The 25,540-nt window shown below is 43.7% G+C and carries 27 protein-coding genes and 1 pseudogene; 15 read left to right on the top strand and 13 right to left on the bottom strand.

Features of this window, described 5'->3' with window-relative positions; translation table 11 throughout:
• Window positions 1-275 precede the first annotated feature (275 nt).
• Window positions 276-1,361: pseudogene (locus tag QUA54_RS30825) on the top strand (IS630 family transposase).
• Window positions 1,362-1,425: 64 nt separating this feature from the next.
• Here the strand turns inward: QUA54_RS30825 and QUA54_RS30820 are convergent.
• Window positions 1,426-1,701, bottom strand: a complete 276-nt coding sequence (locus QUA54_RS30820) for a hypothetical protein (protein ID WP_333418437.1) — start codon at window positions 1,699-1,701, stop codon at window positions 1,426-1,428.
• A 60-nt stretch (window positions 1,702-1,761) separates the two neighbouring features.
• A complete protein-coding gene (locus QUA54_RS30815) occupies window positions 1,762-1,905 on the bottom strand; it encodes a hypothetical protein (protein ID WP_333418435.1) in 144 nt (47 codons plus the stop codon).
• A gap of 606 nt (window positions 1,906-2,511) precedes the next feature.
• Here QUA54_RS30815 and QUA54_RS30810 point away from each other — a divergent pair.
• Window positions 2,512-8,202 (top strand): AAA family ATPase, encoded by a 5,691-nt coding sequence (locus tag QUA54_RS30810; RefSeq protein WP_333418433.1) that lies wholly within the window; start codon window positions 2,512-2,514, stop codon window positions 8,200-8,202.
• Between the two features lie 16 nt (window positions 8,203-8,218).
• Here the strand turns inward: QUA54_RS30810 and QUA54_RS30805 are convergent, their stop codons facing one another.
• The 7 genes from QUA54_RS30805 to cpeB form a co-directional block, all read right to left on the bottom strand.
• A complete protein-coding gene (locus tag QUA54_RS30805) occupies window positions 8,219-8,392 on the bottom strand; it encodes a hypothetical protein (RefSeq protein ID WP_333418432.1) in 174 nt (57 codons plus the stop codon).
• Window positions 8,393-8,698: 306 nt separating this feature from the next.
• Window positions 8,699-9,181, bottom strand: coding sequence for a quercetin 2,3-dioxygenase (locus QUA54_RS30800; RefSeq protein ID WP_333202891.1), 483 nt, complete (start codon window positions 9,179-9,181; stop codon window positions 8,699-8,701).
• Between the two features lie 102 nt (window positions 9,182-9,283).
• Entirely contained in the window at window positions 9,284-9,835 is a 552-nt protein-coding gene (locus QUA54_RS30795) for a GNAT family N-acetyltransferase (protein ID WP_445301605.1), read from the bottom strand.
• A 222-nt stretch (window positions 9,836-10,057) separates the two neighbouring features.
• On the bottom strand, window positions 10,058-10,672 hold the full coding sequence (locus QUA54_RS30790) for a HEAT repeat domain-containing protein (RefSeq protein WP_333418428.1): 615 nt from the start codon (window positions 10,670-10,672) through the stop codon (window positions 10,058-10,060).
• Between the two features lie 121 nt (window positions 10,673-10,793).
• Window positions 10,794-12,080: a HEAT repeat domain-containing protein gene (locus QUA54_RS30785; protein WP_333418426.1), complete on the bottom strand. Its 1,287-nt coding sequence runs from the start codon at window positions 12,078-12,080 to the stop codon at window positions 10,794-10,796.
• A gap of 171 nt (window positions 12,081-12,251) precedes the next feature.
• On the bottom strand, window positions 12,252-12,746 hold the full coding sequence (locus QUA54_RS30780) for a bleomycin hydrolase (protein WP_333185460.1): 495 nt from the start codon (window positions 12,744-12,746) through the stop codon (window positions 12,252-12,254).
• A 79-nt stretch (window positions 12,747-12,825) separates the two neighbouring features.
• On the bottom strand, window positions 12,826-13,380 hold the full coding sequence (gene cpeB / locus QUA54_RS30775; RefSeq protein ID WP_333185462.1) for a C-phycoerythrin subunit beta: 555 nt from the start codon (window positions 13,378-13,380) through the stop codon (window positions 12,826-12,828).
• Between the two features lie 235 nt (window positions 13,381-13,615).
• On the opposite strand from cpeB, the gene QUA54_RS30770 reads away from it, so the two are divergent.
• From QUA54_RS30770 to QUA54_RS30740, 7 genes are all read left to right on the top strand, one after another.
• Window positions 13,616-14,152 (top strand): phycobiliprotein lyase, encoded by a 537-nt coding sequence (locus tag QUA54_RS30770; RefSeq protein WP_333202883.1) that lies wholly within the window; start codon window positions 13,616-13,618, stop codon window positions 14,150-14,152.
• A gap of 47 nt (window positions 14,153-14,199) precedes the next feature.
• A complete protein-coding gene (locus QUA54_RS30765; RefSeq protein WP_172186509.1) occupies window positions 14,200-14,802 on the top strand; it encodes a chromophore lyase CpcT/CpeT in 603 nt (200 codons plus the stop codon).
• Between the two features lie 223 nt (window positions 14,803-15,025).
• The gene (locus tag QUA54_RS30760) at window positions 15,026-15,910 is read left to right on the top strand and encodes a phycobilisome linker polypeptide (RefSeq protein ID WP_333185466.1); all 885 of its coding nucleotides are present in this window, start codon (window positions 15,026-15,028) and stop codon (window positions 15,908-15,910) included.
• Window positions 15,911-16,021: 111 nt separating this feature from the next.
• Entirely contained in the window at window positions 16,022-16,789 is a 768-nt protein-coding gene (locus QUA54_RS30755; protein ID WP_333185468.1) for a phycobilisome rod-core linker polypeptide, read from the top strand.
• A gap of 230 nt (window positions 16,790-17,019) precedes the next feature.
• Window positions 17,020-17,787, top strand: coding sequence for a phycobilisome rod-core linker polypeptide (locus QUA54_RS30750; RefSeq protein WP_333418422.1), 768 nt, complete (start codon window positions 17,020-17,022; stop codon window positions 17,785-17,787).
• 169 nt (window positions 17,788-17,956) lie between these two features.
• Window positions 17,957-18,235: a CpeR family transcriptional regulator gene (locus QUA54_RS30745; protein ID WP_333185472.1), complete on the top strand. Its 279-nt coding sequence runs from the start codon at window positions 17,957-17,959 to the stop codon at window positions 18,233-18,235.
• Window positions 18,236-18,339: 104 nt separating this feature from the next.
• Entirely contained in the window at window positions 18,340-19,029 is a 690-nt protein-coding gene (locus tag QUA54_RS30740; RefSeq protein WP_333418420.1) for a HEAT repeat domain-containing protein, read from the top strand.
• Between the two features lie 4 nt (window positions 19,030-19,033).
• Here QUA54_RS30740 and QUA54_RS30735 read toward each other — a convergent pair whose 3' ends face one another.
• Window positions 19,034-19,612 (bottom strand): phycobilisome protein, encoded by a 579-nt coding sequence (locus tag QUA54_RS30735; RefSeq protein ID WP_333418419.1) that lies wholly within the window; start codon window positions 19,610-19,612, stop codon window positions 19,034-19,036.
• A gap of 241 nt (window positions 19,613-19,853) precedes the next feature.
• Between QUA54_RS30735 and QUA54_RS30730 the strand changes: the two genes are divergently transcribed.
• Entirely contained in the window at window positions 19,854-20,588 is a 735-nt protein-coding gene (locus QUA54_RS30730) for a 15,16-dihydrobiliverdin:ferredoxin oxidoreductase (RefSeq protein WP_333418417.1), read from the top strand.
• Window positions 20,589-20,595: 7 nt separating this feature from the next.
• Window positions 20,596-21,348 (top strand): phycoerythrobilin:ferredoxin oxidoreductase, encoded by a 753-nt coding sequence (locus QUA54_RS30725; RefSeq protein ID WP_333418415.1) that lies wholly within the window; start codon window positions 20,596-20,598, stop codon window positions 21,346-21,348.
• 2 nt (window positions 21,349-21,350) lie between these two features.
• On the opposite strand, the gene QUA54_RS30720 is transcribed toward QUA54_RS30725, so the two are convergent.
• Entirely contained in the window at window positions 21,351-22,181 is an 831-nt protein-coding gene (locus QUA54_RS30720) for a pentapeptide repeat-containing protein (protein WP_333418413.1), read from the bottom strand.
• Window positions 22,182-22,422: 241 nt separating this feature from the next.
• Between QUA54_RS30720 and QUA54_RS30715 the strand changes: the two genes are divergently transcribed.
• From QUA54_RS30715 to QUA54_RS30700, 4 genes are all read left to right on the top strand, one after another.
• Window positions 22,423-23,007 (top strand): phycobiliprotein lyase, encoded by a 585-nt coding sequence (locus QUA54_RS30715; RefSeq protein ID WP_246276670.1) that lies wholly within the window; start codon window positions 22,423-22,425, stop codon window positions 23,005-23,007.
• A 170-nt stretch (window positions 23,008-23,177) separates the two neighbouring features.
• On the top strand, window positions 23,178-23,450 hold the full coding sequence (locus QUA54_RS30710; RefSeq protein WP_333418411.1) for a hypothetical protein: 273 nt from the start codon (window positions 23,178-23,180) through the stop codon (window positions 23,448-23,450).
• Between the two features lie 9 nt (window positions 23,451-23,459).
• Window positions 23,460-24,341, top strand: coding sequence for a HEAT repeat domain-containing protein (locus tag QUA54_RS30705; RefSeq protein ID WP_333418409.1), 882 nt, complete (start codon window positions 23,460-23,462; stop codon window positions 24,339-24,341).
• A gap of 8 nt (window positions 24,342-24,349) precedes the next feature.
• Window positions 24,350-24,826 carry a DUF2656 domain-containing protein gene (locus QUA54_RS30700; protein WP_333418407.1) on the top strand — a complete coding sequence of 159 codons (477 nt, stop codon included), beginning with the start codon at window positions 24,350-24,352 and terminating at the stop codon, window positions 24,824-24,826.
• Window positions 24,827-24,953: 127 nt separating this feature from the next.
• On the opposite strand, the gene QUA54_RS34635 is transcribed toward QUA54_RS30700, so the two are convergent.
• Both QUA54_RS34635 and QUA54_RS30695 read right to left on the bottom strand, forming a co-directional pair.
• Window positions 24,954-25,100: a DUF6173 family protein gene (locus QUA54_RS34635; protein WP_445301606.1), complete on the bottom strand. Its 147-nt coding sequence runs from the start codon at window positions 25,098-25,100 to the stop codon at window positions 24,954-24,956.
• Between the two features lie 15 nt (window positions 25,101-25,115).
• Window positions 25,116-25,406 carry a hypothetical protein gene (locus tag QUA54_RS30695; protein ID WP_333418405.1) on the bottom strand — a complete coding sequence of 97 codons (291 nt, stop codon included), beginning with the start codon at window positions 25,404-25,406 and terminating at the stop codon, window positions 25,116-25,118.
• Between the last annotated feature and the right edge of the window lie 134 nt (window positions 25,407-25,540).

The raw sequence follows: 25,540 nt of genomic DNA, 5'->3' as shown, positions 1-25,540 counted from the left end.
TGTACGGCACTATACTTGATTTACTTTTTGTATATCATATAGTTTATCACTTGTTAGACCTTAAGTAAACCGTATTGACATATAAAGCAGTGTCAGGGTGTTTCTGAACAACGGCAGTGAAATTTCTCATACAGTTAAAGTCAAATAGCTTGACTTTAAAGCAAAATTCAATAAAATTAAGTTTAGCATATCTATCAACTACTATAGCGATCGCAAATGATTTGTAAATCCTCGAACGTGTATAATGAGGGATGTAAATCTAAGTAGGAGTTAAAATGATCCGAGAGAAATCCTCAGACAAATTTAGAGAAGATGAAGCCCAAGGTTTATTAGAACTCGAAAATTTTATTGCCGGCAATCCCGACCCAAGAGAACTAAAAAGAGCTGTCTTCTGTTCGGATGCTAATTGAAGGGCTCTGTCGCGAAACTATTCAAACAATTTTGGGAGTATCATCTCCATTTATCAGTAAGTGGAAAATCAATTATGCGTTGTATGGAATTGAAGGATTGCTCTTAAATCATCAAGGCTCGCAGGGACAGCTTAAGCCAGAAGAACGGGAGGAAATTGTCCAATGGTTAATCAATAAAAACCAGTGGGATATATCTGCTGTTGCTAATTATATAGCAGAGCGATATCAGATTGAATTTAAATCTCAAACCAGCTACTGTCAACTGTTTAAGTCGGCGGGAATTAGCTGGAAAAAGTCTCAAAAAAAGCACCCAAAAGGTGATGAAGAGCTTGTCAAAAAAAAGCACCAAGAAATTTGTGAAACTCTCGAAGAACATCGAGAAGCTATAGAGTCGAGAAAGCTTGTGGTGTATTTGATTGATGAGTGTCACCTTCTCGCTTGGAGATGTCTGTGGCTATCTTTGGGGAAGGCGCAATGAGAGAATAGAAATACCGATGGTAAATCAGAGAGAAAAACAAACTTATTACGGTGCGATCGATTATTTAACCAAACAGTTCGTTCTGCGAGAATATGCGACTGCAAATTCCGAGAATACGGTCGATTTCTTAAAGGATTTACAATCCTTTAATCCTGAAGCGAGACACTTGATTATTTGGGATGGAGCTAGTTACCACAAATATAAAGAGATGAAGGCTTACCTAGAAGAAGTTAATCGAGGCAAACAGAAGGATGAATGGCCTTTGACTTGTGTCCTGTTTGCTCCCAATGCTCCGCCTGCAGAATCCCGTAGAGGATATTTGGCTCCATGCCAAAACTTGGGTGAGAAAATTTGGGAATCGGATCGGTTCTTTTTCCTTGGTTAAATGGTTCTTCAATTTTACCATACAGCAGCAAAGCTTTGACTTTCCCAAGCTACACAAGTTTGGTGATTTTGAGCCAACATTCTCATGAAACTACTGCTCGATCGAACCCTCGATCGATTTATGAATGATTTGCGATCGCTATATAAGTAAAATCACTTAGGCACAGGCTCCATGAAACCACCTAGAACTCCAGCAACGTTATATCCAATAAGGATACCAAAGAGTCTAACATTGGGATGTTTCACACTCAGGTAATCAGCAGCGTGCCAACTATTTTCATCAACTTTATTATAGTCGCCTGTTTCTATATCAATGATGACCGTATTGCCAATATTCTCTTCTAATTCATTTTTAGGGCGGATGCTGCTCTCATACAAATGTTTCGCACGACGCGCGACTTTTTCACGACTCAAAGAGATTGTTTGCATACATTCCCCATTTTTTGTAACTTTAGATTCTGTTACGGAATGGGGCTGTAATACGCGACTTCACAATCTTTCTGGAGCGAATTCTTGGGTTTTACCTGCGGAATACTCAGCCATTGCTGAGGCTGCAAGTTTGGCAATAGCGTCGAGAGAACGAACAAATGCTCGATCGCATCTGGGATCGTATTCAAGTTCTTTCAGAATCATTGAGCCGCCTCTTGCTCACTTGCAGACAACGCTTTCAGCTTACCGATCTTCTTCGAGGGCTTCGTTAACGCGCGCTCAAGTAACTCAGTCATGGCTAGCACACTCTTACAATAAACCTCTTGCAAAAGTAGGGAAGGCGATCGCAACTTGTACCCTGGTAAGAGCAACGATCGCGCCCGGTCGAAGTGCTGCAAATATGTTCTCGTAAGATGTATAATTTTAAGCTGGAATAATTTAGGCTGAGACACATAATCAGCTACTTGGATGTAAAAAACCTGAGCTCGGAAAACTTTAAGCATTTGTGCCCAGGACGTCCAGAGACATTTAAATAGACGGTTGAGGTAGTGCGCTCGCATAATTTATCTGGATGTGCTTGTCCAAGCGCCAATTCTTGCTTCTCCAACTCCAGCAGAGGTATTATAGTTATAGTTAAACATTAGACCATGATGTACATTAGCATTGAATGAGCGGAGAAAATATTGCGACTTGCTAACAAGCTGATTCCCTGCTAGTTTAATTTTTCCCTACAGGCGATCGAACATAGCTGTCTCAGGTTCCCATCTATCAATTCCATGCCTGAATAATCGGACTCATCGAAAAAAAAATATGAAAACCACGCTCCTCGGTTACAAACTCTTATCGTTGCCCCTTCATGAAGGTGTCAATACAGTTATTTATCGGGGGGTTCGGGAGTCCGAGCCAACTCAGGTTATAATAAAAACCCTCAAAGCCGAGTATCCCACAATAGAAGAAATCGCGCGGTTGAGACATGAATATAAAATCCTCAAAACTCTCGACATGACAGGGATTGTCAAAGCTCACTCTTTGGAAAAGCATAATAACGGTCTGGCGCTGATATTAGAAGATTTTGGGGGGAAATCTCTGAAAAACCTAATCGCAGCTAAACACCTTGAAATAAGCGAATTTCTAAGTCTGGCAATTCATCTGGCAGAAACCCTAGCTCATCTGCATGAAAATAAGATTATCCATAAAGATATTAAACCGCAGAATATCATTATCAACTCCAAAACAGATCAAATTAAAATTATAGATTTTAGCATTTCCACGTACCTAGAGCGAGAAAACCAGAGCCTCAGCAATCCCAACTTGCTAGAAGGCACCCTCGCCTATATGTCTCCAGAGCAAACCGGGCGGATGAATCGCTCAATTGACTACCGCACCGACTTTTACTCATTAGGTGTCACCTTTTATGAAATTCTGACTGGAAAGCTGCCCCATCAAGCCACCGACCCCCTGGAATTAATTCACTGCCATATCGCTAAAAGACCAGTGCCACCCCATCAGCAAATCGGTGAGATTCCCGAAGCAATTTCTGACATCGTAATGAAATTATTAGCCAAAACGGCTGAAGACAGATACCAAAGCGCCCTGGGACTAAAAGCTGACCTAGAAATATGCCGTCATCAACTGCAAACGAAGGGAAAAGTTGACAACTTTCCCATCGGTAAGACGGATAAATTTGGAGAATTCCTCATCCCGCAAAAGCTCTACGGTCGCGAGCAAGAAGTAGCCACTTTGATGGCAGCCTTTGAGCGAGTCTCCGGCGGAACCAGCGAAATGATGCTAGTGAGCGGTTACTCAGGGATTGGCAAATCTTCCTTAGTGAATGAAGTTCAAAAACCGATTCTCAGGCAGCGCGGCTATTTTATCTCTGGTAAATTTGACCAATTAAAGCGAAATATTCCTTATGCTTCTTTGATTCAAGCTTTTGCCGGCTTGATGCGGCATCTGTTAACAGAAAGTTCGGAAAAACTAGCCATTTGGAAAGAGCAACTCTTAGAAGCTTTAGGCTCAAATGGCCAAGTCATAGTAGATGTCATTCCCGAAGTCGAACTGATTGTCGGCCCTCAAGGAGCTGTTCCGCAATTGGGGCCATCTGAATCCCAAAATCGCTTTAATCGGGTGTTTAAAGAATTCATTCATGTATTTACTAAACCCTCACACCCGCTCGTCGTCTTTTTGGATGACTTACAGTGGGCAGATTCGGCATCGCTCAAGTTGATTCACCTGCTGATTTGTGACCCGGACAGCAAATATTTACTGTTGATGGGAGCCTATCGAGATAACGAAGTTAGTCCGACGCATCCGTTGATGCTGACGTTGGAAGAGATTCAAAAGAATGGGGCGGTTGTAAATAATATCACCCTCCGTCCTTTGGATATTGGCAACGTCAGCTTGCTGGTAGCCGATACCCTGAATGAGTCTTCCGCTCCGAGAAACCGAGTTTCTGAATTGTCCGAGCTACTTTTCAATAAAAGCCAGGGCAATCCTTTCTTCTTGACTCAGATGTTCGCTACTCTGCATCAAGAAAAGCTATTGACCTTTGAATTCAGTGCTGGGTGCTGGCAGTGGTCATTGAACCAAATTCAAGCGGTAGGCATCACGGATTATAATGTCGTCGAACTGATTGCCAGAAATATTCAAAAACTTCCGGAAAAGACGCAGGATGTCTTAAAATTAGCCGCCTGTATTGGAGACAAATTTAATTTAGACGTTCTGGCTATTGTCAATGAAAAATCTCAGTCGGAAACGGCGACTGATTTGTGGGAAGCACTTCAGGCTGGCTTGGTTTTGCCCCTGAGCGAAGCCTACAAAATCCCTCTCGTTTTTACCTCCGATGAAATGAGCAGGGAAGCAGAGGAGAGAATAGCTCAAGATTCTCCTCTGCTATCATGCTCACCTGCCCCTTTGCCTTACAGCCATCACGCGCTTATCGCTTACAAATTTCTCCATGACCGGGTGCAGCAAGCGGCGTATTCTATTATTCCGGAATCTCAGAAACAACAGACCCACTTGAAAATTGGTGAACTGCTACTGGAGCATACTCCAGCAGAGGAGATTGAAGAAAATATCTTTGAAATTGTCAATCAGTTAAATGTTGGGGCTGACTGCATCACGGATCAGGCAGAAAAAGATCGTCTAGCCCGATTAAATTTGATAGCCGGCAAAAAAGCTAAGGCAGCAACAGCTTATGAAACTGCCGCCAGACAACTACGGGTGGGGCTAGAACTCCTCAGAGAAGATAGCTGGGAAACTCAGTATGACCTGACGTTCCCTCTGTATGCGGAAGCGGCGGCGGTGGAATTTCTAAACATCAACTTCGAGCGAGCAAAAATCCTTTCTGAGGATGCTCTTAAACACGCGAAAACTCTGCTCGAAAAAGTCAAAGTTTATGAAATCCAAATGCAGTTTTATTCCCAGCAAAACCAGATACAAGTCGCGTTCGATATTGGGCTGCAAGTTCTGGGTATGCTGGGTGTCTCCCTTTGTTCGGAACCTCCACAAGAAATGAATACTGATGCGTTAGCTAATCTGCCAGAAATGACGGATCTCAATAAGCTAGTGGCGATGGGGATATTATTGAAATCTGCTCCTCTTTCTTATCATGTGGCTCCTGCCTTATTTCCCCAATTTGCATTTACAATGATTGATCTGTCTATCCAATATGGTAATTCGCCCCAGGCTACTGCTGGGTATGCGGTTTATGGCTTACTTCTGTGCGGGCTTTTCGGTGAAATAGAGGCGGGATATCGATTTGGACAACTAGCGTTAAATTTGTTGGAGCGCTTTGATGCCAAAGAACTAAAATCTTACGTATATGTAGTTTTTAATGCTCATATTAGACACTGGAAAGAGCATGGCAAGGAAAGTTTAGCGCCAATGGTTGAGGGAATTAAAAGCGGTCTGGAGACTGGAGATTTAGAAGATGTTGGTTATAATTATATCTACTATTGCGATCATATATTTTTTACAGGTCAACCGCTGGAATTAGTTGCTCAGAAGCAGGCGCAATATATTGATTTACTGCTGAAACTTAAACAAGATTCGCATATTCCTTACTTAAAGACGTGGAGAGTAATGGTATTACAATTACTCGCCGCATCTGAAGAGGAATATATGCTCAAGGGTGAATTGTTGAATGAAGAAGAACTCCTGCAACAGTCAATTGCCGATAATAAACATATGTTTATTTTTTTTGCTCACCTGACAAAATTGATTCGACTTTATTTGTTTAAAGATTACGCTCATTCAGTCAAGAGCGCCCGCTCAGCAGAAAAATACAAAGATGGTGTGCCCGGTCTGATGAGTGGTGCGGAATACAATTTCTACTATTCTCTGGCTCTCCTTGCTCAATATCCCCAAGTTTCCAGCAGCGAACAAAAAGAATCCTTGAAGCAAGTGGCGAAAAATCAGAAAAAAATGCAGCAATGGGCTATACATGGGCCGATGAATTATCAACACAAGTACGAATTAGTGGAGGCGGAGAAAGCGCGGGTATTGGGGAAAATTGGAAAAGCGATGGAGTATTATGACGCTAGCATTCAAGGAGCCAGAGAGCAGGGATACATTCAAGAAGAAGCCATAGCTAATGAACTGGCTGCCGAGTTTTATTTCTCTCGCGGCCGGGAGAAGATAGCGGAGATTTATTTGACGGATGCTTACTATGGCTATATTCGCTGGGGAGCGAAAGCAAAAGTGCAGGATTTATCAGAAGAATATCCTGAATTCTTCTCGCGAATACTGGCTGAAGAAGTCCCCAGCTTCGACGTATCGCGGACGACGAGCTCGACGACTACGGGGAGTTTGGCAGCACTGGATTTCGCCTCTGTGATGAAATCTTCTCAAGCTATTTCTGGCGAAATTGTTCTGGAAAGTCTGCTTTCTAAGTTATTGAAAATTGCGATCGAGAATGCTGGGGCTGAAAAAAGCTACTTCATTTTAGAAAAAGATGGTCAACTGGTGGTAGAAGGGACGGCAACCATAGATAATGATGTGGTCGTAGTCCTGCAATCCACACCGAGAGAAAATACTCATAAATTGCCGTTTTCTCTCCTCAATTATGTGGCTAGAACTCAGAAAAATGTGGTCTTAAATGATGCAAGTCAGGAGGGACTTTTTACCAGGGATAGCTATATTGTTAACGCCCAACCGAAGTCCATTTTATGTATGCCGGTCGTCCATAAAGGAAAGCTCATTGGTCTGCTTTACTTGGAAAATAATCTGACAAGGAGCGCGTTTACTCCCGATCGCCTGGAAGTTTTAACCGTGCTCTGTTCTCAAGCGGCGATTTCCCTGGAAAATGCCCGACTCTATGCCAATTTATCTGAGGCGACTGACAACCTGAAACAAGCCAATGAGCAATTAGAAGATTACAGCCGGACTTTAGAACATAAAGTGGAAGAGAGGACGCAGGAATTAAAGGAAAAAAATCTGCTCCTGAGCCAGGAAATTCGCGATCGCGTGCAGATAGAGCAAGCTCTGCGACTATCAGAAGCGCAATTAAAAAAACAAGCCGAACAACTAGAGCTTTCTTTCCAAGAACTCAAGCGCACCCAGACCCAGCTAATTCAGACTGAGAAAATGTCCTCCCTCGGACAGATGGTGGCAGGGGTTGCCCACGAAATCAATAACCCGATTAACTTCATATATGGCAACCTGACTCACGTCAGGACTTACTGTGAAGACATACTAGGACTGGTGAAACTCTATCAAGAACAATACCCCCATCCCACAGCAGCGATTGTTGAGGATATGGAGGCAATCGAATTAGAGTTCTTGATGGAAGACTTACCTAAAGTGCTGGATTCGATGAAAGTGGGGGCAGACCGAATTCGCGAAATAGTCCTCTCCCTGCGAAACTTCTCGCGACTGGATGAAGCGGAAATGAAAGAGGTCGATATCCATGAGGGCATCGATAACACGCTACTGATTTTGCAGCACCGACTGCAAGCTAAACTAGACCAGCCTGCTATTCAAATCATTAAAGAGTACGGCCCGCTGCCGCTGGTGGAGTGCTATGCCGGCCAACTTAACCAGGTGTTTGTAAATTTACTGGCGAATGCGATTGACACTCTCCATGACCAAAGGGGGCCGCGGGCGATCGCGATTCGCACCTCCGTGGGGTATGCGGAAGAAGAAAAATCCCCGATTTCCAATCCCCCCCTTGCCGAAAGCTCTACAGTTTCTTCGGTTGAGGTGGATTCCCACAACCTCGCCCCGACCAGGAAAAGTCCCCAATTTGTTGTGATTCGCATTTGCGACAATGGCCCCGGTATGACAGAGGAAGTGAACCGGCGGCTGTTCGACCCCTTCTTCACGACGAAACCCATAGGGAAGGGCACTGGTCTGGGGCTGTCAATCAGCTACCAGATTGTGGTAGAAAAACACCGCGGACAGTTGAAGTGTGTTTCTCATCCCGGTCAGGGGGCAGAGTTCATCATTCAGATTCCTATTCGACAGGCCTATCAAAAATTGGCTTTGCCAAACCAAACCTGATGAGTAGCTGTTATTGCTATTTCCAGGGATTCGATGGCGGGGATTGTGTCGGGATTTGTGCGATCGCAGAAGTCTGAAACAAGCTGGACTTAGAGATGAACAGCAAGACTGAAACGACAAGGGCGACGATCGAGAAGCCCAGAACGATCGAGCGATCGTGGAACAGTGATTGCAGCCTTTGATATCTCACAACAAATCCCCTCTGATTGTTTGCAGCCTAAATTTCCGGCATTTCGCATCTGAAAAGTAAAAAAAAGATGCTTCAAATTGGCGGACGATTTGATCGTGTTTTACCAGGCAGTTCTAAAACTTTCCTCTCTCTAGAGGATTAAGTTGAAGGATAGAATGCGATCGCTTGCATTAGATTTCAACCGGGGAATCTAGCACTCACACTTCACTGTCGAAGGATTGGTCGTACCCGCAATCTCTCTTCAGTTCCAATTAGAATCTCCAACGATTAGCCTTTATTTGATTACAACCTGTAGCTGATAAGGACTTACGCTTCAGGGGGTAAGGTTGTGAGCCCATATTTGGGTGCAGTCGCTAGCAGCTTATCGATCGCAGCCTGATCGGGCACAGGTGGATTGAGTGGATCGGCTACAGGTCTCCCAACTTCAGCAAAGTACATCTCCAACCCAGCAGGTGTTACCCAACACAGCATTCGCGCTCGCGTCGTTCCAGTATTTTTGAAACTGTGTTTTTGTCCCCTGGGAGAATGTAAGAACGTACCGGGTGTTGCCAAAATCGTTTGGTCATCTAAGCGAAACTCGACTTCACCCTCAAGAACGTAAAACGCTTCATCTTCACGACTATGAATATGGGGAGGCGTACCGACCTCAGGATTACATAAAATCTCAAATAGCGCATATTGCCCCTGAGTGTTCTGCCCCAATGCCTTGAACGTGACAACATCACCGGCAACTGTCAAAACATCGCCTTCCTGAGGCATCATTACTATTCCTTGTTGGTTTAGAGTCATCTGGGCTCCTCGTTTCTGCTATATGATCGGTGTACAAGTAGAATTTTCGATTTGAATTTAGTGGAATTACCGCCTAGCTTTGGGGCTATTTGAATTACCACTTCACTCATAAGATCGGGCGATCGCATTAAGTTGAAGTATACAATGCGCGAGCGAAATCAACACATCTGCACAAGCGAGCTTCTTGAAGTATCTGGCGACTGGGAATAGCTCGAAGCCCACCTTTTCATAGGTGTAACGGGCTCTTTCATGGCCAGGATCGCCCCCAGTCTCAACCATAGCAATAGACATCCCCGCATCTTTCATCCAACAGGGAGCGAATTCTATCAAAGCACTACCAATGCCGCGGCCTTGAAAGTCTGGATCGACAGCAACCATGTAGATTTCACCCATGCTGTCCTCTGAGTGTAATTTCACGGCGACAAAGCCCACAGTAGAATCTGCATCGATCGCAACCCATACATTCGTGTCTTCCGCAGCACAGACATCCTCCACAGCTTTTTGCTGGCTCACGCGCCAATGATTCGGATAGAATGCCTGGTACACATCAGCGTTCATCGCCTTCTGAATCGAATCAAAGACCGGAGTCCAGGCCCGAAGCGAAAGACGAATAACAGCATCAAGGTGGCGAGGGTCGTAGGGCTCAATTTGCATTCCCACATCAACTCCAGTTAACTCTGAAAGCTGGCGTTGCTGAATACAGGTATGAATTCAAGATTTCCCAATTGCTATAAGCCCGCTTGAGGGTGAGTTTTGTAACTTCCAGCGAAAAGTTGATTCATACGCCAGAATCAGCAACGCCCAAAGTTCGATCGTAGCTTAGTCGGCTGCAAGTGCTGTGTGCGATCGAGAGTAGTGCTAAAAATGTCACCAAATCTAACTATCTGCACGCTTATAATTCATCACCAAATCCAACCGCGATAAAGAACTTGTGGCTGATTCCCGCACATAAGAATCCACGGCTTCATCATTCGCAAATGTGGTCAGAACTTCTACACAACGTCGATCGCCCACAGAAGCAAGAGCATTCACGATCGCCACTTGTACCGCCACATTATCCGTTGTATTCAGCGACTCCACCAAAATCTCAAAAGCAGAGGAACCCATCTGCCCCAAGGCCATCACTGAAGCAATATTAACCACAGCATTCGGATCGTCGATCGCCTTTTTTAATCCCTGCAAGCCCGCTTCAGGAAACGGCAAATCTGGATAATTAATCGCAATTTGTGCCAATACCTTCGCCGCACTCCCTCGCACAGTCACGTTATCACTGTTTAACAATGCCTCAACCACCGATGGCACGGCATCTTCACCAATCACGCCCAAGGCTTTTACCGCCGCCCGACGATAGGTGACATCTTCTTCATCTAAAATGCCCACCAGTCGAGAAATTGTATTTTCATCGCGGGAATCAGCAATTTCAAACATTGCCCGATCGCGCAGATGAGGATTCGGGTGTTTTAGTTGTTCAAACAAAGCATCTGTTGTCATGGTTTTTGTGGTTTTAGGTGTTGTATTTTAAGCTTAATTAAGATATTACATTTCTCAGGTAGGGACACGGCACTGCCGTGTCCCTACAGATACCGGACACACCACTGCCGTGTCCCTACAGCTATAATTCGGATGTTACAGAAGTATGAGCATCTACTTTAGCTCGAACCAACCAATCTTGGTCGGCAGCAGCAATTTCATACCCGCTGACATCACCAAGTTTTTCTAGTGCCATTAATGCAGCATACTTCAAATCCCAGATTTTAGTTTCCAGACAGGCTTTCAATTCTGGAATAGCACGTTGTTCTCCCAGTTCTCCCAGGGCGATCGCCGCCCCTGCACGGGATTTCTGAAACTGGGGTTGGGAGTGATGCAAAGCTTCCAATAACAAATCGTAGGCTGGAGAATGTTTTAACCAACCAAACAATTTTACCACATGAAAATGCGCTCCATAGTCATTATTTGCTTCTTCAGCAAAGGTCCAAAACAGGGCGGCTGGTGCATCCTCTGAGTAATTTTCAAGTATCGTTTTAGCTGCTAAATAGCAACGTCCAAAATCTGTTTCGTATAATTGGCGAATCAAAAACGGTAAGTCGGGTAATTTTTCATAACTATGCACTAAATCTAAATTCCCTGGATAGTCTCTTAAGGTTTGTTCTAAATGGGGTTTAATGGTAGCAAAGCTCAGGGTTTTGTCGGCAATTCCTGCTTCTGCTAACATCCTAATTCCTCTGAGCCGAAAGACTAAAGATACCGGACATCTAGCAATATTTGGAATTGCATCGTAGTAACGCGCATCTATCAAATCCTGAATAGATAATCGGCGCCCAAGGACATTTTTGTGTTGCAACATCGCGACAACTTTTCCCATTTCAGAAAAGTCTCTAGTTAAGCGACAAATTGCGGCGATCGCAGCACTAGCAGTCGGCGGGTCAATATCATCGACAAATCTGCGAATTCTGGCTAAGGCTGGCTGATAATCTAATTTAGTTAGGGTGTGAATAATTACCCGGTAGGTTTGTCCCGGTTTGTCCAGCAATTGAGCAACTTCTGCTAAAATATCCGGATCTTGAGTGCCAATTTCGCCGATCGCCCAGACGGCATTTTCCACCGTGTAGCAGTCATCATCGGCCAGACAGGTGCGAATCACCGGCAATGCTTGCACAGCTTGCAGTCTTCCCAAAGTTTCCACCGATTTGCGGCGCACAATCCGGTTTTCCAGCACCGGATCGGTTTGTTGTACTGCTCGCATCAGTGCTGCGATCGATCGATCTGTTGAGAAATTGATCAAGTGGGAAGCAGCTATGTAGCGGGAATCCTCTTCCCCGATTTCCGCTTGGGGCGTATCTAAAAGGGCGATCGCCTGGTCTTCCGTTAAATTAAAAAAACTAAAAAAGCGTTTATCCATAAAATTAGCAGTATGCAATAACTATAATATGATATGCCTATTAAAACACAATAACAAGCCTAAGAATTCTTTACCCTTACCTCACCAAAATTGGTAAAGCAACGAGCCAAGAGTTCCTAGACTTGTCGGGTAGAAACTACCCAGTCACGACATTACAAACCTGTCAGTTAATTAGGACAGGGAGTTGATCGCGTAGTCAAGAAGAGCATTGTACTCAGTCAAAGCTTGAGCAGACAAATCGCGAGGAGCGCAACCGCGGTTACGAGCAAAGCTCAATGCTTCAACGTAAGGAGCAGTAGGCAAGCCCAAAGCGCGGTAAACTTCGCGTTGACCAGCAATACCCCATTCGTCCAGAGGACCTGTGCCGCCAACAACTAAGCTGTATTGGATCAAGCGCAGGTAGTGCTTGATGTCACGATGGCATTTTGCTTTGAAAGTATCGGTGGAGTTAGCTTGACCGGATTCGTTCAAGTAAGGATACTTTTTGATGCAAGCATCATAAGCTTCTTTAGCAACTGCGTCGAGGTTGCTGCCTAGTTTTTCTGCAGCTTCTAAACGAGCAGCAGAGCGTTGGATAGAACCTTGAACTGATTCTAAATCTGAGGTGCTAGGGAAGCGGCCTGCTGCATCAGCAGAGGCAATAGCGGTGGTGAGAACTGATTTCATTTCCTAAAACTCCTAAAGTGATTTTGACGACAGTGAGCGTAGTTTCAATTTTGCTGAGCGAATTGCGATTAGCAACTGACTAGCTCAGTGCAGAAATGATGCGATCGAAGTAGCTGGAAGCTTCAGCAACGAGGCTAGCACAACGATCTTCTACTACAGGGCTGCCCATTTTGCGGAGCTTAGCACCAGCAAATTTTTCGCTAGGATTGTCTTGGATGTGAGCAGCGGCTTGAGCCTTCATGATTTGAACGGCACGCACGGTGGAGGTGGTAGGAACGCCCAAAGCTGCGTAGGTTTCTTTCAAACCATTCAAGCAACGGTCATCAAGAACTGAAGCATCACCAGCCAACAAAGCGTAGGTGACATAGCGCAAAATGATTTCTGCATCGCGCAAGCAAGCAGCCATGCGGCGGTTAGGATAGCAGTTACCACCAGCTTGAATCAAGCCTTGGTTTTCGCAGATCATACCGGCAACAGCATCAGAAACCATGCAGCTAGCGTTGCTGGCGATCGCGTTTACAGCATCCAAGCGTCGGTTGCCGTTGGCAATGAAATCTCTGAGGGCAGCAATATCACCGACGGTGGAGGTGCTGGCATCGGCTGAAAGTACAGCTCTTGAAAAAGCGTCAAGCATTGAGTTCTCCTTAACTTAGAAAAATTATTTCTGAATCAGAGTTGGTCAACTTGGTGACTAACTTGATGGTTTTGAATATATCTCTGGGGTGTTGCCTCTGTCTCTTTCCTGAGAAACAAAGTAACAATTTGTTACTTTTGTGGCTAAAAGCACTTTTTTTTCGTGGACAGGGGCGCAAAAAGTGGAGTTCTCAAGACAAGAATATTTTTGCTCTTGCCCCTGTACAATGTTTTCCATGAACAATATTAAGCAGTTTGTTGAAAATTCTCTAGGACGGTGGCGATCGCAGCGCAGCGCCCATCATTTGACTTTCAGACACTTTGAAGCTGTGCAGTCAGTCATTGATATCGCTGCTATCTCACCGGACGATCGGGCAGTAATGGAACTCTGTCAATTGTATAATGTTGACCCATCCCAAGCAGTAATGCCTTTTCAAATGAGTTGGGAGGGTGAGTCAGATTGGGATGAGAATTCTGAGGTTAAGGGGAGTTGTATTCTTGTACCAATCCCCGATCCAAATGTGCCTAATCGCGGTAAGTTATTACGAGATCAAGGTTATGCTGAAACTATTGCCGCAGCAGGTGACTATCACATCACAGAGGATGGAACTTTTGTGCTGTTGACTAGCTACGAACACGCCGCAGCGGAAGAAAAAATCTGGTTTGCTAATCCTAATTTACGGTTTCGTGTTTCCCTAATTAAAACCAGTGGAGGAAGTGGAGTAGTAACGGCATCATTTTCCTCAGAGATTCGTTCACTGTCAGGGAATTAGTGAATTACTAATTGCTATCAAAATTTCTTTTACCTTCTTCTTAGCTTATGAATTCCGTTAAAAGCAATGATTTAATCACTTTAGCTCAGTGGATGGCTGGGGATTTTAGTAACTATCAACAATCCTTCGATAACCCACAACAATTTGCCCATATTCGGATATTTTTTCGTCCCTTACCCTTTGAATTTTTCAATGCCATTGGCTTTTACTCTGAACAGGTTTACGATCACGATCTGTGGACTCCCTATCGTCAGGGAGTTCATCGCTTAATTGACCAGGGAGATCAGATTTATATTGAAAATTATAGCCTCGAAGACCCAATACAGTACGCCGGAGCTGCACGAGAATTAAGCATTCTCAAAACTATTAAACCAGATAGTTTGCAACGACGCTATCACTGTTCCATGATTTTTAAACGAGACGGCGAAATGTTTCGAGGCAGTGTCGAACCTGGAAACCTTTGTCTCATCGAAAAAAGAGGTTGTTCAACCTACCTAGTTAGTGATGTGGAAATTACAGAAACAACTTGGAGTAGCCTCGATCGAGGTCTGGATGTAAATAATCATCAACAGGTTTGGGGTTCGGCTTTTGGCTCTCTACATTTTGAAAAGCGTCAAAGTTTTGCCACTGAGTTACCTCACATCTTATAACTTATCGGCTTAATAATTTCAAGTCACATTCATCATGTATTACAAAAATAAAATGTACTACATCGCATTTCTTACAATAAGAGACTCCGAGCAATATCTCAATCTCTTTATGTAGTACAAATAAGCTCCTAAATCAGGCTTAATGTTAAGTTATGCAAAGTTTTCTAATATAACGTCTAAGTATGGTAGTTTTTCATGTAATACAATTGTGGAGATTTTTTCAATGGTTTTTGGACCTGCATCTCGACTTGGAGTCAGTTTATTTGAAGAAACACCCTGTTTAGAACTGATGCCAGGACGTTCAGAAGAAGAAGTAGAAACCATTATTCGTGCCGTTTATCGGCAAGTTTTGGGAAATGCTTACGTCATGGAAAGTGAACGAGCGACAATTCCTGAATCCCAATTCAAAAGTGGTGAATTCAGTGTGCGCGAATTTGTCCGCGCTCTGGCAAAATCAGACGCTTACCGCTCTCGCTTTTTTGATACTTGTCCTCGCTATCGGTTTATTGAACTCAATTTCAAACATCTTCTAGGTCGGGCTCCTGATGGCTTAGAAGAAATGAGAGAACATAGCACCATTTTAGATACGGAAGGCTTCGAGGCAGAAATTGATTCTTACCTCGACAGTGATGAATACCAAAATGCCTACGGGGAAAATATCGTTCCCTATTACCGAGGCTACAAAACCCAGCCAGGACAAAATATGGTTGGGTTTACTCATATGTTTGCTCTCTTGCGGGGAGCTTCCAGTAGCGACCTCAAGGGCAGTATTTCTGGAAAAACCCCTGTTCTGAATAAATTCGTGATTCAGCAAACCCCCCTACCCATTGTTCCCCCTTCAGGTGGTGCAGTTGGAGATGGTTGGGCATTCCAAGAGTCTGGTATCAATTCACGTACTCGTGCTGGATTAGGCGCCTCCACAGAAGGCAAAGTTTATCGCATTACTGTGACTGGATATCGTTCTTCAGCAAGGACTGTGATGAACCGAGTCTCTAAATTTCGCTCTAGCAATCAAGCCTATCTCGTACCATTTGATAGGCTCTCGCAAGAATATCAACGCATCCACAAACAAGGCGGCGTAATTTCCAGCATCACTGCTGTCAACTAACAACCGCTCAAACTTCTGCCTTAACGGCTTGGGGAATTATCTCCCTGAGCGTGTTTTTCACAATCCCTAATTCCCTGTTTTGAAGCGTTATTTATTCTTAGGAGAAACTCAATGAGTGTCGTTTTAGATGCGCCAGTAGAACTTTGGGCTACGAGCAGCTCCGATGATAAACAGGCGGTAATTCGCGCTGTTTACAAGCAAGTATTGGGCAATCCCCATGTCATGGAAAGTGAACGCTTGACGATTGCAGAATCCAAGTTGTGCGATGGCACGATAACGGTACGAGAATTTGTCCGCGCTGTGGCTAAATCTGACTTTTATCGCAGTCGGTATTTTGAATCCTGCGCTCCTTACCGCTTTGTCGAGCTAAACTTCAAACATTTGTTGGGTCGCGCTCCTTTAGCTCAAGAGGAACTTTCTGAGCATATTTGCCGGTCTACCCAAGAAGGCTACGAGGCAGAAATTGATTCTTATCTCGATAGTCCAGAATATCAGGAAAAATTTGGCGAGAATACAGTTCCTTATTATCAAGGAGCAAAAAGTCAAGTCGGACAAAAGCAAGTCGGCTATAATCGCACCCTTTCCCTGTATCAAGGTTATGCAGGAGTTGATAGTGCTTTTACCGCTTCTCGCTTAGTAGATTTTGTGGCTGGCAATAGCGGTAACAAGATTACTTTACCAACAACAGGCGGTCGGATCAGCGCTTACAAAGATGCCACCGAAAAGACCTTCAAGATTTTAGTCAAGGGGTCTAAATTTGATAGTCCTCGCCGAGTAAGTAACACTGAATATCTTGTATCCGGTGCGAAGATGACTCCGCAAATTCAGCGCATTCATCGTGCAGGCGGCAAAATTGTCAGCATCACAGAAGTTGCTTGAAGCCTAAAGTGATTCGCGGGTAGAGAAGTAAAGATTTGCTTCTCTACCCTCTCGGAAACAATCGCGATTTTTATCTTATCACCCTCGCAATTATGAAAGCGATAACCATAGAAACAGATAGTTTTTCTGTGCCTAAATAACAGATGTGTTCGCCTCGGTCAAGCTATTTCAACCAACAGTAACTTTTTTTATACTCTCAATCAAACTTTAATTAACGTTAGGAAAAAACAATGTCCAGTTTAACAGCCTCTTTCGTGAGTGACCCCGTAGAACTTCGCTCCAATGCAACCGAAGACGATTTACAAGTCGTCATTCGTGCTGCTTACCGACAGGTGTTAGGAAATGCTCACCTGATGGAAAGTCAGCGTCTCACCAGTGCCGAATCTTTGCTTCGCAATGGTGATATTACGGTGCGTGATTTTGTCAGACAAGTGGCAAAATCCGACCTGTATCAGTCTCTATTTTTTAACACCAATTCTGCCTATCGGTTCATCGAGTTAAACTGCAAGCATTTGCTTGGTCGCGCTCCTTTAGAACAGACGGAGATTTCGGAACACGTCCAAATTTGTAACGGTCAAGGCTATGAAGCCGAAATCGATTCTTATATCGATAGTGACGATTACAGCCAGAACTTTGGCGAGAATATTGTGCCTTATCCTCGGAACATTCGCAGCCAAACTGGTATCAAGAATGTCGGGTTTAATCGGATGCTTTCTTTGCTGGGAGGAGCAGCTACTAGCGATAGCAGTAATCAAGCTCAATTAATTGCTACGGTTGCGAGCAACCTGCCTCAGAAAATCAAACTTTCTAGCGTTAGTACCAGTGGAGCCTCTAGCACAACTGGTAAACGTTTTCGGATTACTGCTGCTAAGTCTGGTGGTGCTAAGGTCAGAGTGAGCAATATCAGCTATGAAGTCAGCTATGCTCAAATGTCTAAGCAAATTAAAAATATTCAGAAAATGGGAGGCAAAATTCTCAGTATTACTGAAGTTGGCTAAATTTACCTAGACTTCACCTTGGTCTTCATTGAAGTTTGGTATCTCCTACTTTCTCTAGAGCGAGTTTATTATTCGCTCTTTTTCTCTGGTCAATTTGAAACTAAAAATAAATCACTCGGTTTTCAAGCTGAGTATCTGAAAGATGCTACCCCCAATAGCTGGTAAAAAAATGCAGGCTTGGATCAGAAGTCGTCACCTAATTTTTTCCGGTCAATTGCTAATTTTTGAAACTTTAGACTATCCAGCAGTTGAGCGATTTGAGGAATGTGTTAACATTCTAGGAGGGTGCTTAATTTCTGTTGAACCAGGCAAACGACTTTGGATGGGAAATCATCGACAAGTGATTCTCTATCAGGCTAAAGCCAGTTTGCATACACCGCATCATGAACTGCGACAATATTGGTTCAAGTACGGCTGTTTTCAGACTCGATTCGATCAAAGAGCTTAGCTATAACAACCGCGAAGGTTATTAAGTGTTAAAAGCTCTTTGGTTATTTGCAAAATTAGGAACTTTTTGGTTAAAATAAATAAAAATTATACTTGGTTGTGGTTATGGATATTCACGAAATCGAAACGTCTCTGAACAATCCTGATTTTCAGTATCGACTCAAGGCCGTCGCTGCTCTCAAGGATTATAAACCAGAGATTGCCGTTCCCTTGCTCAAAGGCAAACTCGATGACCCGGAATTCTTAGTACGTTCCTTTGTCAGCCGGGCATTCGGGACACAACAAACCGCCGATTCCTTCGCCGCATTGCTCCAAATCATGAAATTTGATAATACGCCGAATGTGCGAGCTGAGGCTGCTAATTCTCTTTCGCTTTTTGGTCGATGTGCTGCATCTCATTTAGTCTTGACTTTTTTGCAGGATGACCACTGGTTAGTTCGTCGTAGTATTCTGGCTGTTTTGGTTGATATGGAGTGCGAAAGCGAACTCTTTGAGGTCTGTATGGAAGCCTTAGCTGGAGAAGATAGAACCACTCAGGAAGCTGCTGTGGATGCACTTGGTACATTAGCCGGAACTAATCAGGAACAGGCTGCACTTTCTCAGCTATTAATGCTGGCTAATTCTGAGTATGAAGGTATGCGTCAGCACGTCGCATCTGCTTTGCAACATTTTGACGATCCGCAGGCTAAGGAAATTTTAAGTCAACTTCGGCAAGACTCAAATCATCGAGTCGTTGCTGCTGCTTTAGAAAATCTGCTCAATCAACTAAACAGTAAGGAATCTGATACTGTTTAGTTGATTAAACTTGATTAAATTGTTTTAACCCAGCGATTAAATGGTCAAAATAGAGGCTCAATAAATCGCGGTCTTCATAATTAAATTGCTGCAAACTAACTGTTTTCAACTGTTCTAGTCCACAGAGCATCGCCGAAACAGGAACCCGCAATTCTTGATAGAGTAGCTCCATGTTTTTGAGTCCTTCTTGGCTAGTAAATTGAGGACTGTTACCTGCAATTCCATAGGTGATACAGCGCAGGAACTGCAAAAAATCTCGCCAACAGGCTTCAGCACGTTCGGGAGGATAAAGGTCATTACCAAGATCGGTGATATTTGGAAAGTCGGCTAATACCTTTTTCCTCGCATCAGCAACAAGATTAGGAGCTTGCTCTCGCAATAATCGGGCTTTTTCTAGCATTAAAGAGAGATGAGGAGCAAGATTTTTAATGCGTTCTAAATCCTCATCTGTGAGATATCGACTTTGATCGTCAGCCTCTTGAAAAATGGCAATTACTTCATCTGAATATAAGTTTTTCCAAGTGGCAAAACTGACAATTCTGGCTTGGGGAATTAATTGCTTTGCTCTTTCACTTAATTGCATAGTTATTAAATTACACATAGTTTACTAGGATAGACTAAAATTATGAGGGAGTTTATTAAGATTTATTACAATTGCAGCAGTTTAATGACAGTTGGTACAGAGTTTTTCTTGGGAATCCTGAGCGCACAACAGAGTTTCGTAACGAAATATTACTTTGTTTGTCAAAAACAGAGACAAGATTTAAGGCAATCCCTTATGATTGTGTTTTGAGGGAAAGATTGAAGGAGCAAGATTTTAATCTATGTTTAAGCCGTTTCAGGAATTCTTAGAAAAAGAACTGTTTGGACGTTTTGCTCTAGAGAGTCGTCCCATTCCCTCTGGATTGGAATCGGTGGTGAGTGAAAGAGGCAAAAATCCCGCCACGATTCAAAGTTGGTGTTATCAATGTCCCAAATTGCGAAAGATTCGTTACACATACATTGATGCGGGAGAAACGGCACAGATTTTCAATAGTGTCATTTATCCGAATTATAATTACGATCTGCCTTTACTAGGAATTGATTTTTTAGCTTTTGGACAGAAGAAAATTTTGGTGGTCTTGGATTTTCAACCTTTATTCCGCGATCGCGCCTATATAGACAAATATATCGAGCCAATGAGCGCCCTTAAGGATAAATACAAGGATTTAACGCAAGACTTAGAAATGAAGTTTTACGATGCGAACCAGTATTTTTCCAAGAACTTGCTATTTGCTAAAACTGATGCAGAAACGGTTGTAACTCGTTTGTTTCCAGCCTATCAAGAATATGTTCAGTTGTATTGGCAAATGTTAGAGCAAGCCTCCCCGCTTAACACTCCCGAAGAGATTCAGCGGATTGTGAAGGCACAGAAAGATTACGATCAGTATAGTGCGGAACGCGATCCTGCGTCAGGGCTATTCGGCAGCTATTTTGGGCATGAATGGTCAGATCGATTTCTGTACGAGTTTTTGTTTGAAGATGCTGTTCCCTTAGCAGTTCCAGCGGGGGTAAGATAAGTTAACAATGACTCTTTATCAGCCTTTCTTAGATTACGCCATCCCACTTCTAAAAGAACGACTTGACTTGGCTCCCTATCCCATTCCGGCAGGTTTTGAACGGAAAGAATCTCTAACTGGGAAGGGGAAAAAAGAGCAGTTGGTTGTGACGACAAGTCATGCTTTTAAGTCCTCAAAATTACGGCAAATTCGCGCGGCTCATGTTGAGGGTGGTGATGCTCTCCAGGTACTTAATTTTGTGATTTTCCCCCAGTTAAATTATGACTTGCCATTTTTTGGGGCGGACTTAGTAACCTTGCCGGGGGGACATTTAATTGCTTTAGATATGCAGCCTCTTTTTCACGATGCGGCTTACCAGAAGCAATACTCAGATCCGATTTTACCGATGTTTAACACTTATCAAAAGGAGTTGCCTTGGGGAGGAGATTTTCCTGACGAGGCAAAACCTTTCTTTTCTCCTGCTTTTCTTTGGACTCGTCCCAAGGAAACAGAGGCTGTGCAAACTACGGTCTTTGAAGCTTTTAAGGATTATCTTCAAGCTTATCTCGATTTAGTTGAGCAAGCGCCACCTGTCACAGATAGTCAGCGACTTGGAGAGATTCTTGAGGCACAGCGACGTTATATTAATTATCGTGCTGCAAAAGATCCCGCTAGAGGAATGTTTACCCGGTTCTATGGTGAGGAGTGGACTGAGGAATATATTCACGGTTTTCTGTTCGATTTAGAACGCCACATTCCAGAAGTTCAACAATCAGTGTAAATTTATCCTACCTGAGAGCCAAGACTCTGAGCGGTATTGTTACGAGTAAAAGCATTCCAAGTTCCTAATTCTTTGCGATCGCGACTGCAAAGCATGGCTTTCATCTCTTGGGTGAGTCCTTGTGCTAGGGTAAAATCAGCGCCAGCAATACTCTTTAGTTGCTCTAAATTTGCCCCGGTTAAGTCAGCCGCTCGTAAATCCGCTCCTTGCAATTCGACTCCAATTAAGATAGCATTCCGTAAATAAGCACCAGTCAGAAAGGCATTCTGAAGGCTCGCCCCACTTAAGGCTGCTCCCTCTAAATTTGCCCCTGTTAAATCGGCTCCACTGAGATAAGCACCTCGCAGATTACAGCCGTGTAAATCTGCGCCTCGGAGGTAAGCTGTATTCAGAAAAGCTCCACTGAGATTGGCTTGGGGACCAATAGCTCCCGAATTTTTGTAATTGAATCCTTCTGGCCACAGGGTATGAGCATCATATTGAGCTAATTTTAATTTGGCCTCTTGTAGCTGGGCATCGACTAAATTACAGCCCTGTAAATCTGCACGAAAAAGATAGCTTTCTTCTAAATTCGCTCCACTCAAATTGGCATCTCTGAGATTTGCCCTTCGTAAATCAACCCCTTTGAGATTTGCGCCTTGCAGATTGGTTTGACTGAGGTTTGCCCCAATCAAGTTTGCTCCACTGAAATCAATACCAGATAAATCCATCTGGCTGAGGTTGATTCCCGGGAGGTTAGTTTGAGCTAGACTTTTGCCTTCCTGAATGGCTGGTAAGATATCGGTTGCAGAAAGGGGTTCGGAGAGGAAAGACGAGTGTTGACGAGGTGACATTGTATTTTCTGAAGATTTATCGATCGAGTTGCTCAAAATTGTCCTGTGTCATTTATCCTAGAATTTGACGGATTCCAGACTGACGTTTGTTTATTTTTCTTAACCAAAATCAGATCGGATTCCCAGTTCGGCTAAGCTCAGGTCAAAGCCGAAATCTCCGTTTTTCAATGAGATTTGTCTCAATCCCTCTGATTCCTCTCGCTAATTTGACACAGAAATGCTGCTAACACCACCTATGACTATGATGGATTTCTTTCGCAAGAGTGAGGGCGTTTGGTTTACTCAGCGAACAGTCCATAATTTTGATACTGCTGCGGCTGATGAGTCGGGAGAATCCAATGTTATCGTTGACGTTTTGTCAACAGACGATCCCAGAATTTTAGACGTGTGTCAACAGCAGAATGTCGATCCCGCTTTAGTTAGTGGGGGATGCAGTTTTATGTGGCAGGATAATTTAGATGATACAGTCCCGAACGAAAACTATGCTGCTATTCTTGTAGATGTGCCTAATCCTAGTAATCCGAGAACGGGCAAGTTTCTGCGAAATCGAGGCTATGTTGAAGGTATTCCGGTCATCGGTATTTACCATTTTGCGGATGATGGGGTGTTGACTATTGAGACGGAATATGAGACTAATCAAGGACAGGAACGCTGTTGGTTTATTAACGATCATTTTCGGGTACGGGTGATGACTGTGCAGATGATAAATGGGGTTAAACAAATGGCATACTGTTCTGAGCGTCGTTGTATTTCTCATTCTGCTTTAGAAGAGATGTTAGAACACAATCGCTTGAGGTTTTCTGGGGTGGGTGTGCTGTCACCTTAAAGCACAAATACCCCGGCGATTGCAATCGCGCGCGGCTACACACACACAAAGTCGAAATATCCCGGTGACTGAAATTGCGGTTACATAAACAAAAAATATCCCGGCGATTGCAATCGCGGCTACACACACAAATTTCGCCTAGGCGGACTAATTATTAAACTATCAAAACTATGTCTGAAAACGAAGAATTTAATCCGTCGGATTCTGATAATGAGGAAACTGTTGCTAATTCAACAGACACTAATGTTGAAGAATTGGCAGAAGTAATTGCTGAATTTGAGAAATATCGCGAACGTTTGGTTAATGAAACGATGACTGCGGCACAAAAGGCAAAATTACCTCAGAAGGCGGCGATGGCTAAAATTGAGCCGGAACTTGCTAAGATTGATGCTGGACTGGAGAGTCTTCGCGCTCAATTGGCGGCTCTAACTACTAATAATTAGGGGATAATTATGGTCAATTCTAATGCTCAAGCGGAGGCCGATCCAATTCTATTGGCTCACGCTGAAACAGATGCTTTTCTTCGGGAAGTTACTGAACAAATAGATTTAGATACTTTCGATCCTAACGATGCCAATCTGTTGAAGCGGTTGGTTGAATGTTTGGGAGATACGCGGGGGATGACTCGACTGCGTTTCGCGGAAACTTTGGCTGAAATTGGCGAAGCGACGACTCCTTTTTTATTAGATGCTTTGGCAAATCATGTTAATCCGGTTGTGCGGCGTGCTGCTGCTAAAACTCTGACTTTGATTGCCGATCCGACTGCGGTTCCTCATTTAATTCATGCTTTGTTGAACGATCGGGATACGGTGGTTAAGGGTTCATCAATTGGGGCGTTGGCGAGGATTGGGGAGCCGGCTGTGCAGCCTTTGTTGGATATTTTAGGGTCAACTGATTTGCCAGAGAGTACGATCGGTCATGCGGCTTGGGCGTTGGCTTTTATTGGGGCGGGGGCGAAGGAGTATTTGTATCAGGCGATCGCCTCTGATTCGCCTGTGGTGCGCGGTGCGGTGGTAGGGGCGATCGCCAAGGTTGCACAGGAAGAACCGAAGGATGAATTATTCGAGATTTTGGTTAAGTCTCTGACGGATGTTGATGTTGATGTGCGTTGCGAGGCGGCGGCGGCTTTAGGAAATCTGGCTTATAAACCTGCAATTCCTAATCTGATTGAGTTGCTGGATCGCGGTGATGGGGAAACTCGTAGGGCGGCGGCTTTGTCTTTGATGAAAGTGGGCGATCGGGCTGCGATTGAACCGCTACAAGCTGCATTGGAAAAGGAGCCAGAAGCGGCGGTTCAAGGTGTGATTAAGTTGGCTATTTCTCAAATTAAGTAACTAAAAGTATGACTGAATCGGGAACGGTGCGGATGTTGCTTTCTCATAATTTTGATCTGCCCGAGGGGGTTTTTCCCACTTTAAGTAGGGAAGAATTTACTCGGGTATTTGCTGATGGTTTAAGTCAATATCCTGAGATTAAGTGTCGTCAATTAAATCACGGTCATTGGATGGTAGAAGTTTTATTTTCTACTGATGCTTTTTCTCCGCCTCAAGTGGGAGAATGTTGCGCTCAAAGTTTGGTGGATAAGCGGATGAGTCAGGGGAAAAGTGATGATTTTTTTCCTGATATTTTGATTTTAGCGGGATTGAAGAAGACTCCGCCATTGACTAGCGATGCTGAGGCGCTGCAAACGGGAGAATGGGGGGTGGATGTGGTGGAAACTCAGTCTGCTGAGAGTTTTTTGATGGCGATGGGGTGGGAGGAGAAAACGGCGGGGAAGAGTATTGAGGATGTTTTTAAGGTTGAAAGGAGAAAGGGGTGAAGGGTGAGTTAATGTGCTACGATCTCTTAACGTTACTTCTAACTAAAACCTGATTGAATCAAAGCGAGCGGAGTTCCACTATACAAGTCCGGTAGCACCGGACTTGATAATATGTAACTGTTAATAGTTATGAAGGTTCTGGTTGAATAAAACCGATTTTCTTCTTAGGTAAAGTTGGCTCTAATCTAGGTAAAGCTATAAGGAGAAAGCTGATTTGTGAAATGTGCTGTATTAACTCAACTCGCTCTCCATTATCTGTTAACCCGTAAAAAATAATAAGACTAGGGTTCTAGTAGCCAATACCTGAAACATGAAGAGTTATAGTTTGACCAAAAGATACAAGGTTTATGCCCACTTCCCGTTCAGGATCTAATTCTTCGTCAAACTTTTCTATTTTAGAAAGGATTCCCTTGGCTAAGTTATCAGCAAGATTAGCATGATGGAATTCTGCTACGAAATTAGTTGACTCTATCGCTTTATTTCTTTGACGACCTATTATGTCTAGCGTTTCCAATGCGGAAGGGTCAATAGGATGTGGGCTAATTTTTGCTACAGTGAGTTTAGGTTCGTTTTGATTCATACTTGCCTCAATATTTTTTAGAGATTAGTTCATTAATTATTATAGCAAAATTAAAAAGGGTCTTCTGGGTTTGCGGTGTAAACTGTATAATATATGAACTTTATGCTAGAGGCTAAGCTCATGGATTTTCATCT

The sequence above is a fragment of the Microcoleus sp. MOSTC5 genome (assembly GCF_036701825.1).
GTDB lineage: Bacteria > Cyanobacteriota > Cyanobacteriia > Cyanobacteriales > Microcoleaceae > Microcoleus > Microcoleus asticus.
This window is presented reverse-complemented; position numbering and strand designations above follow the sequence as displayed.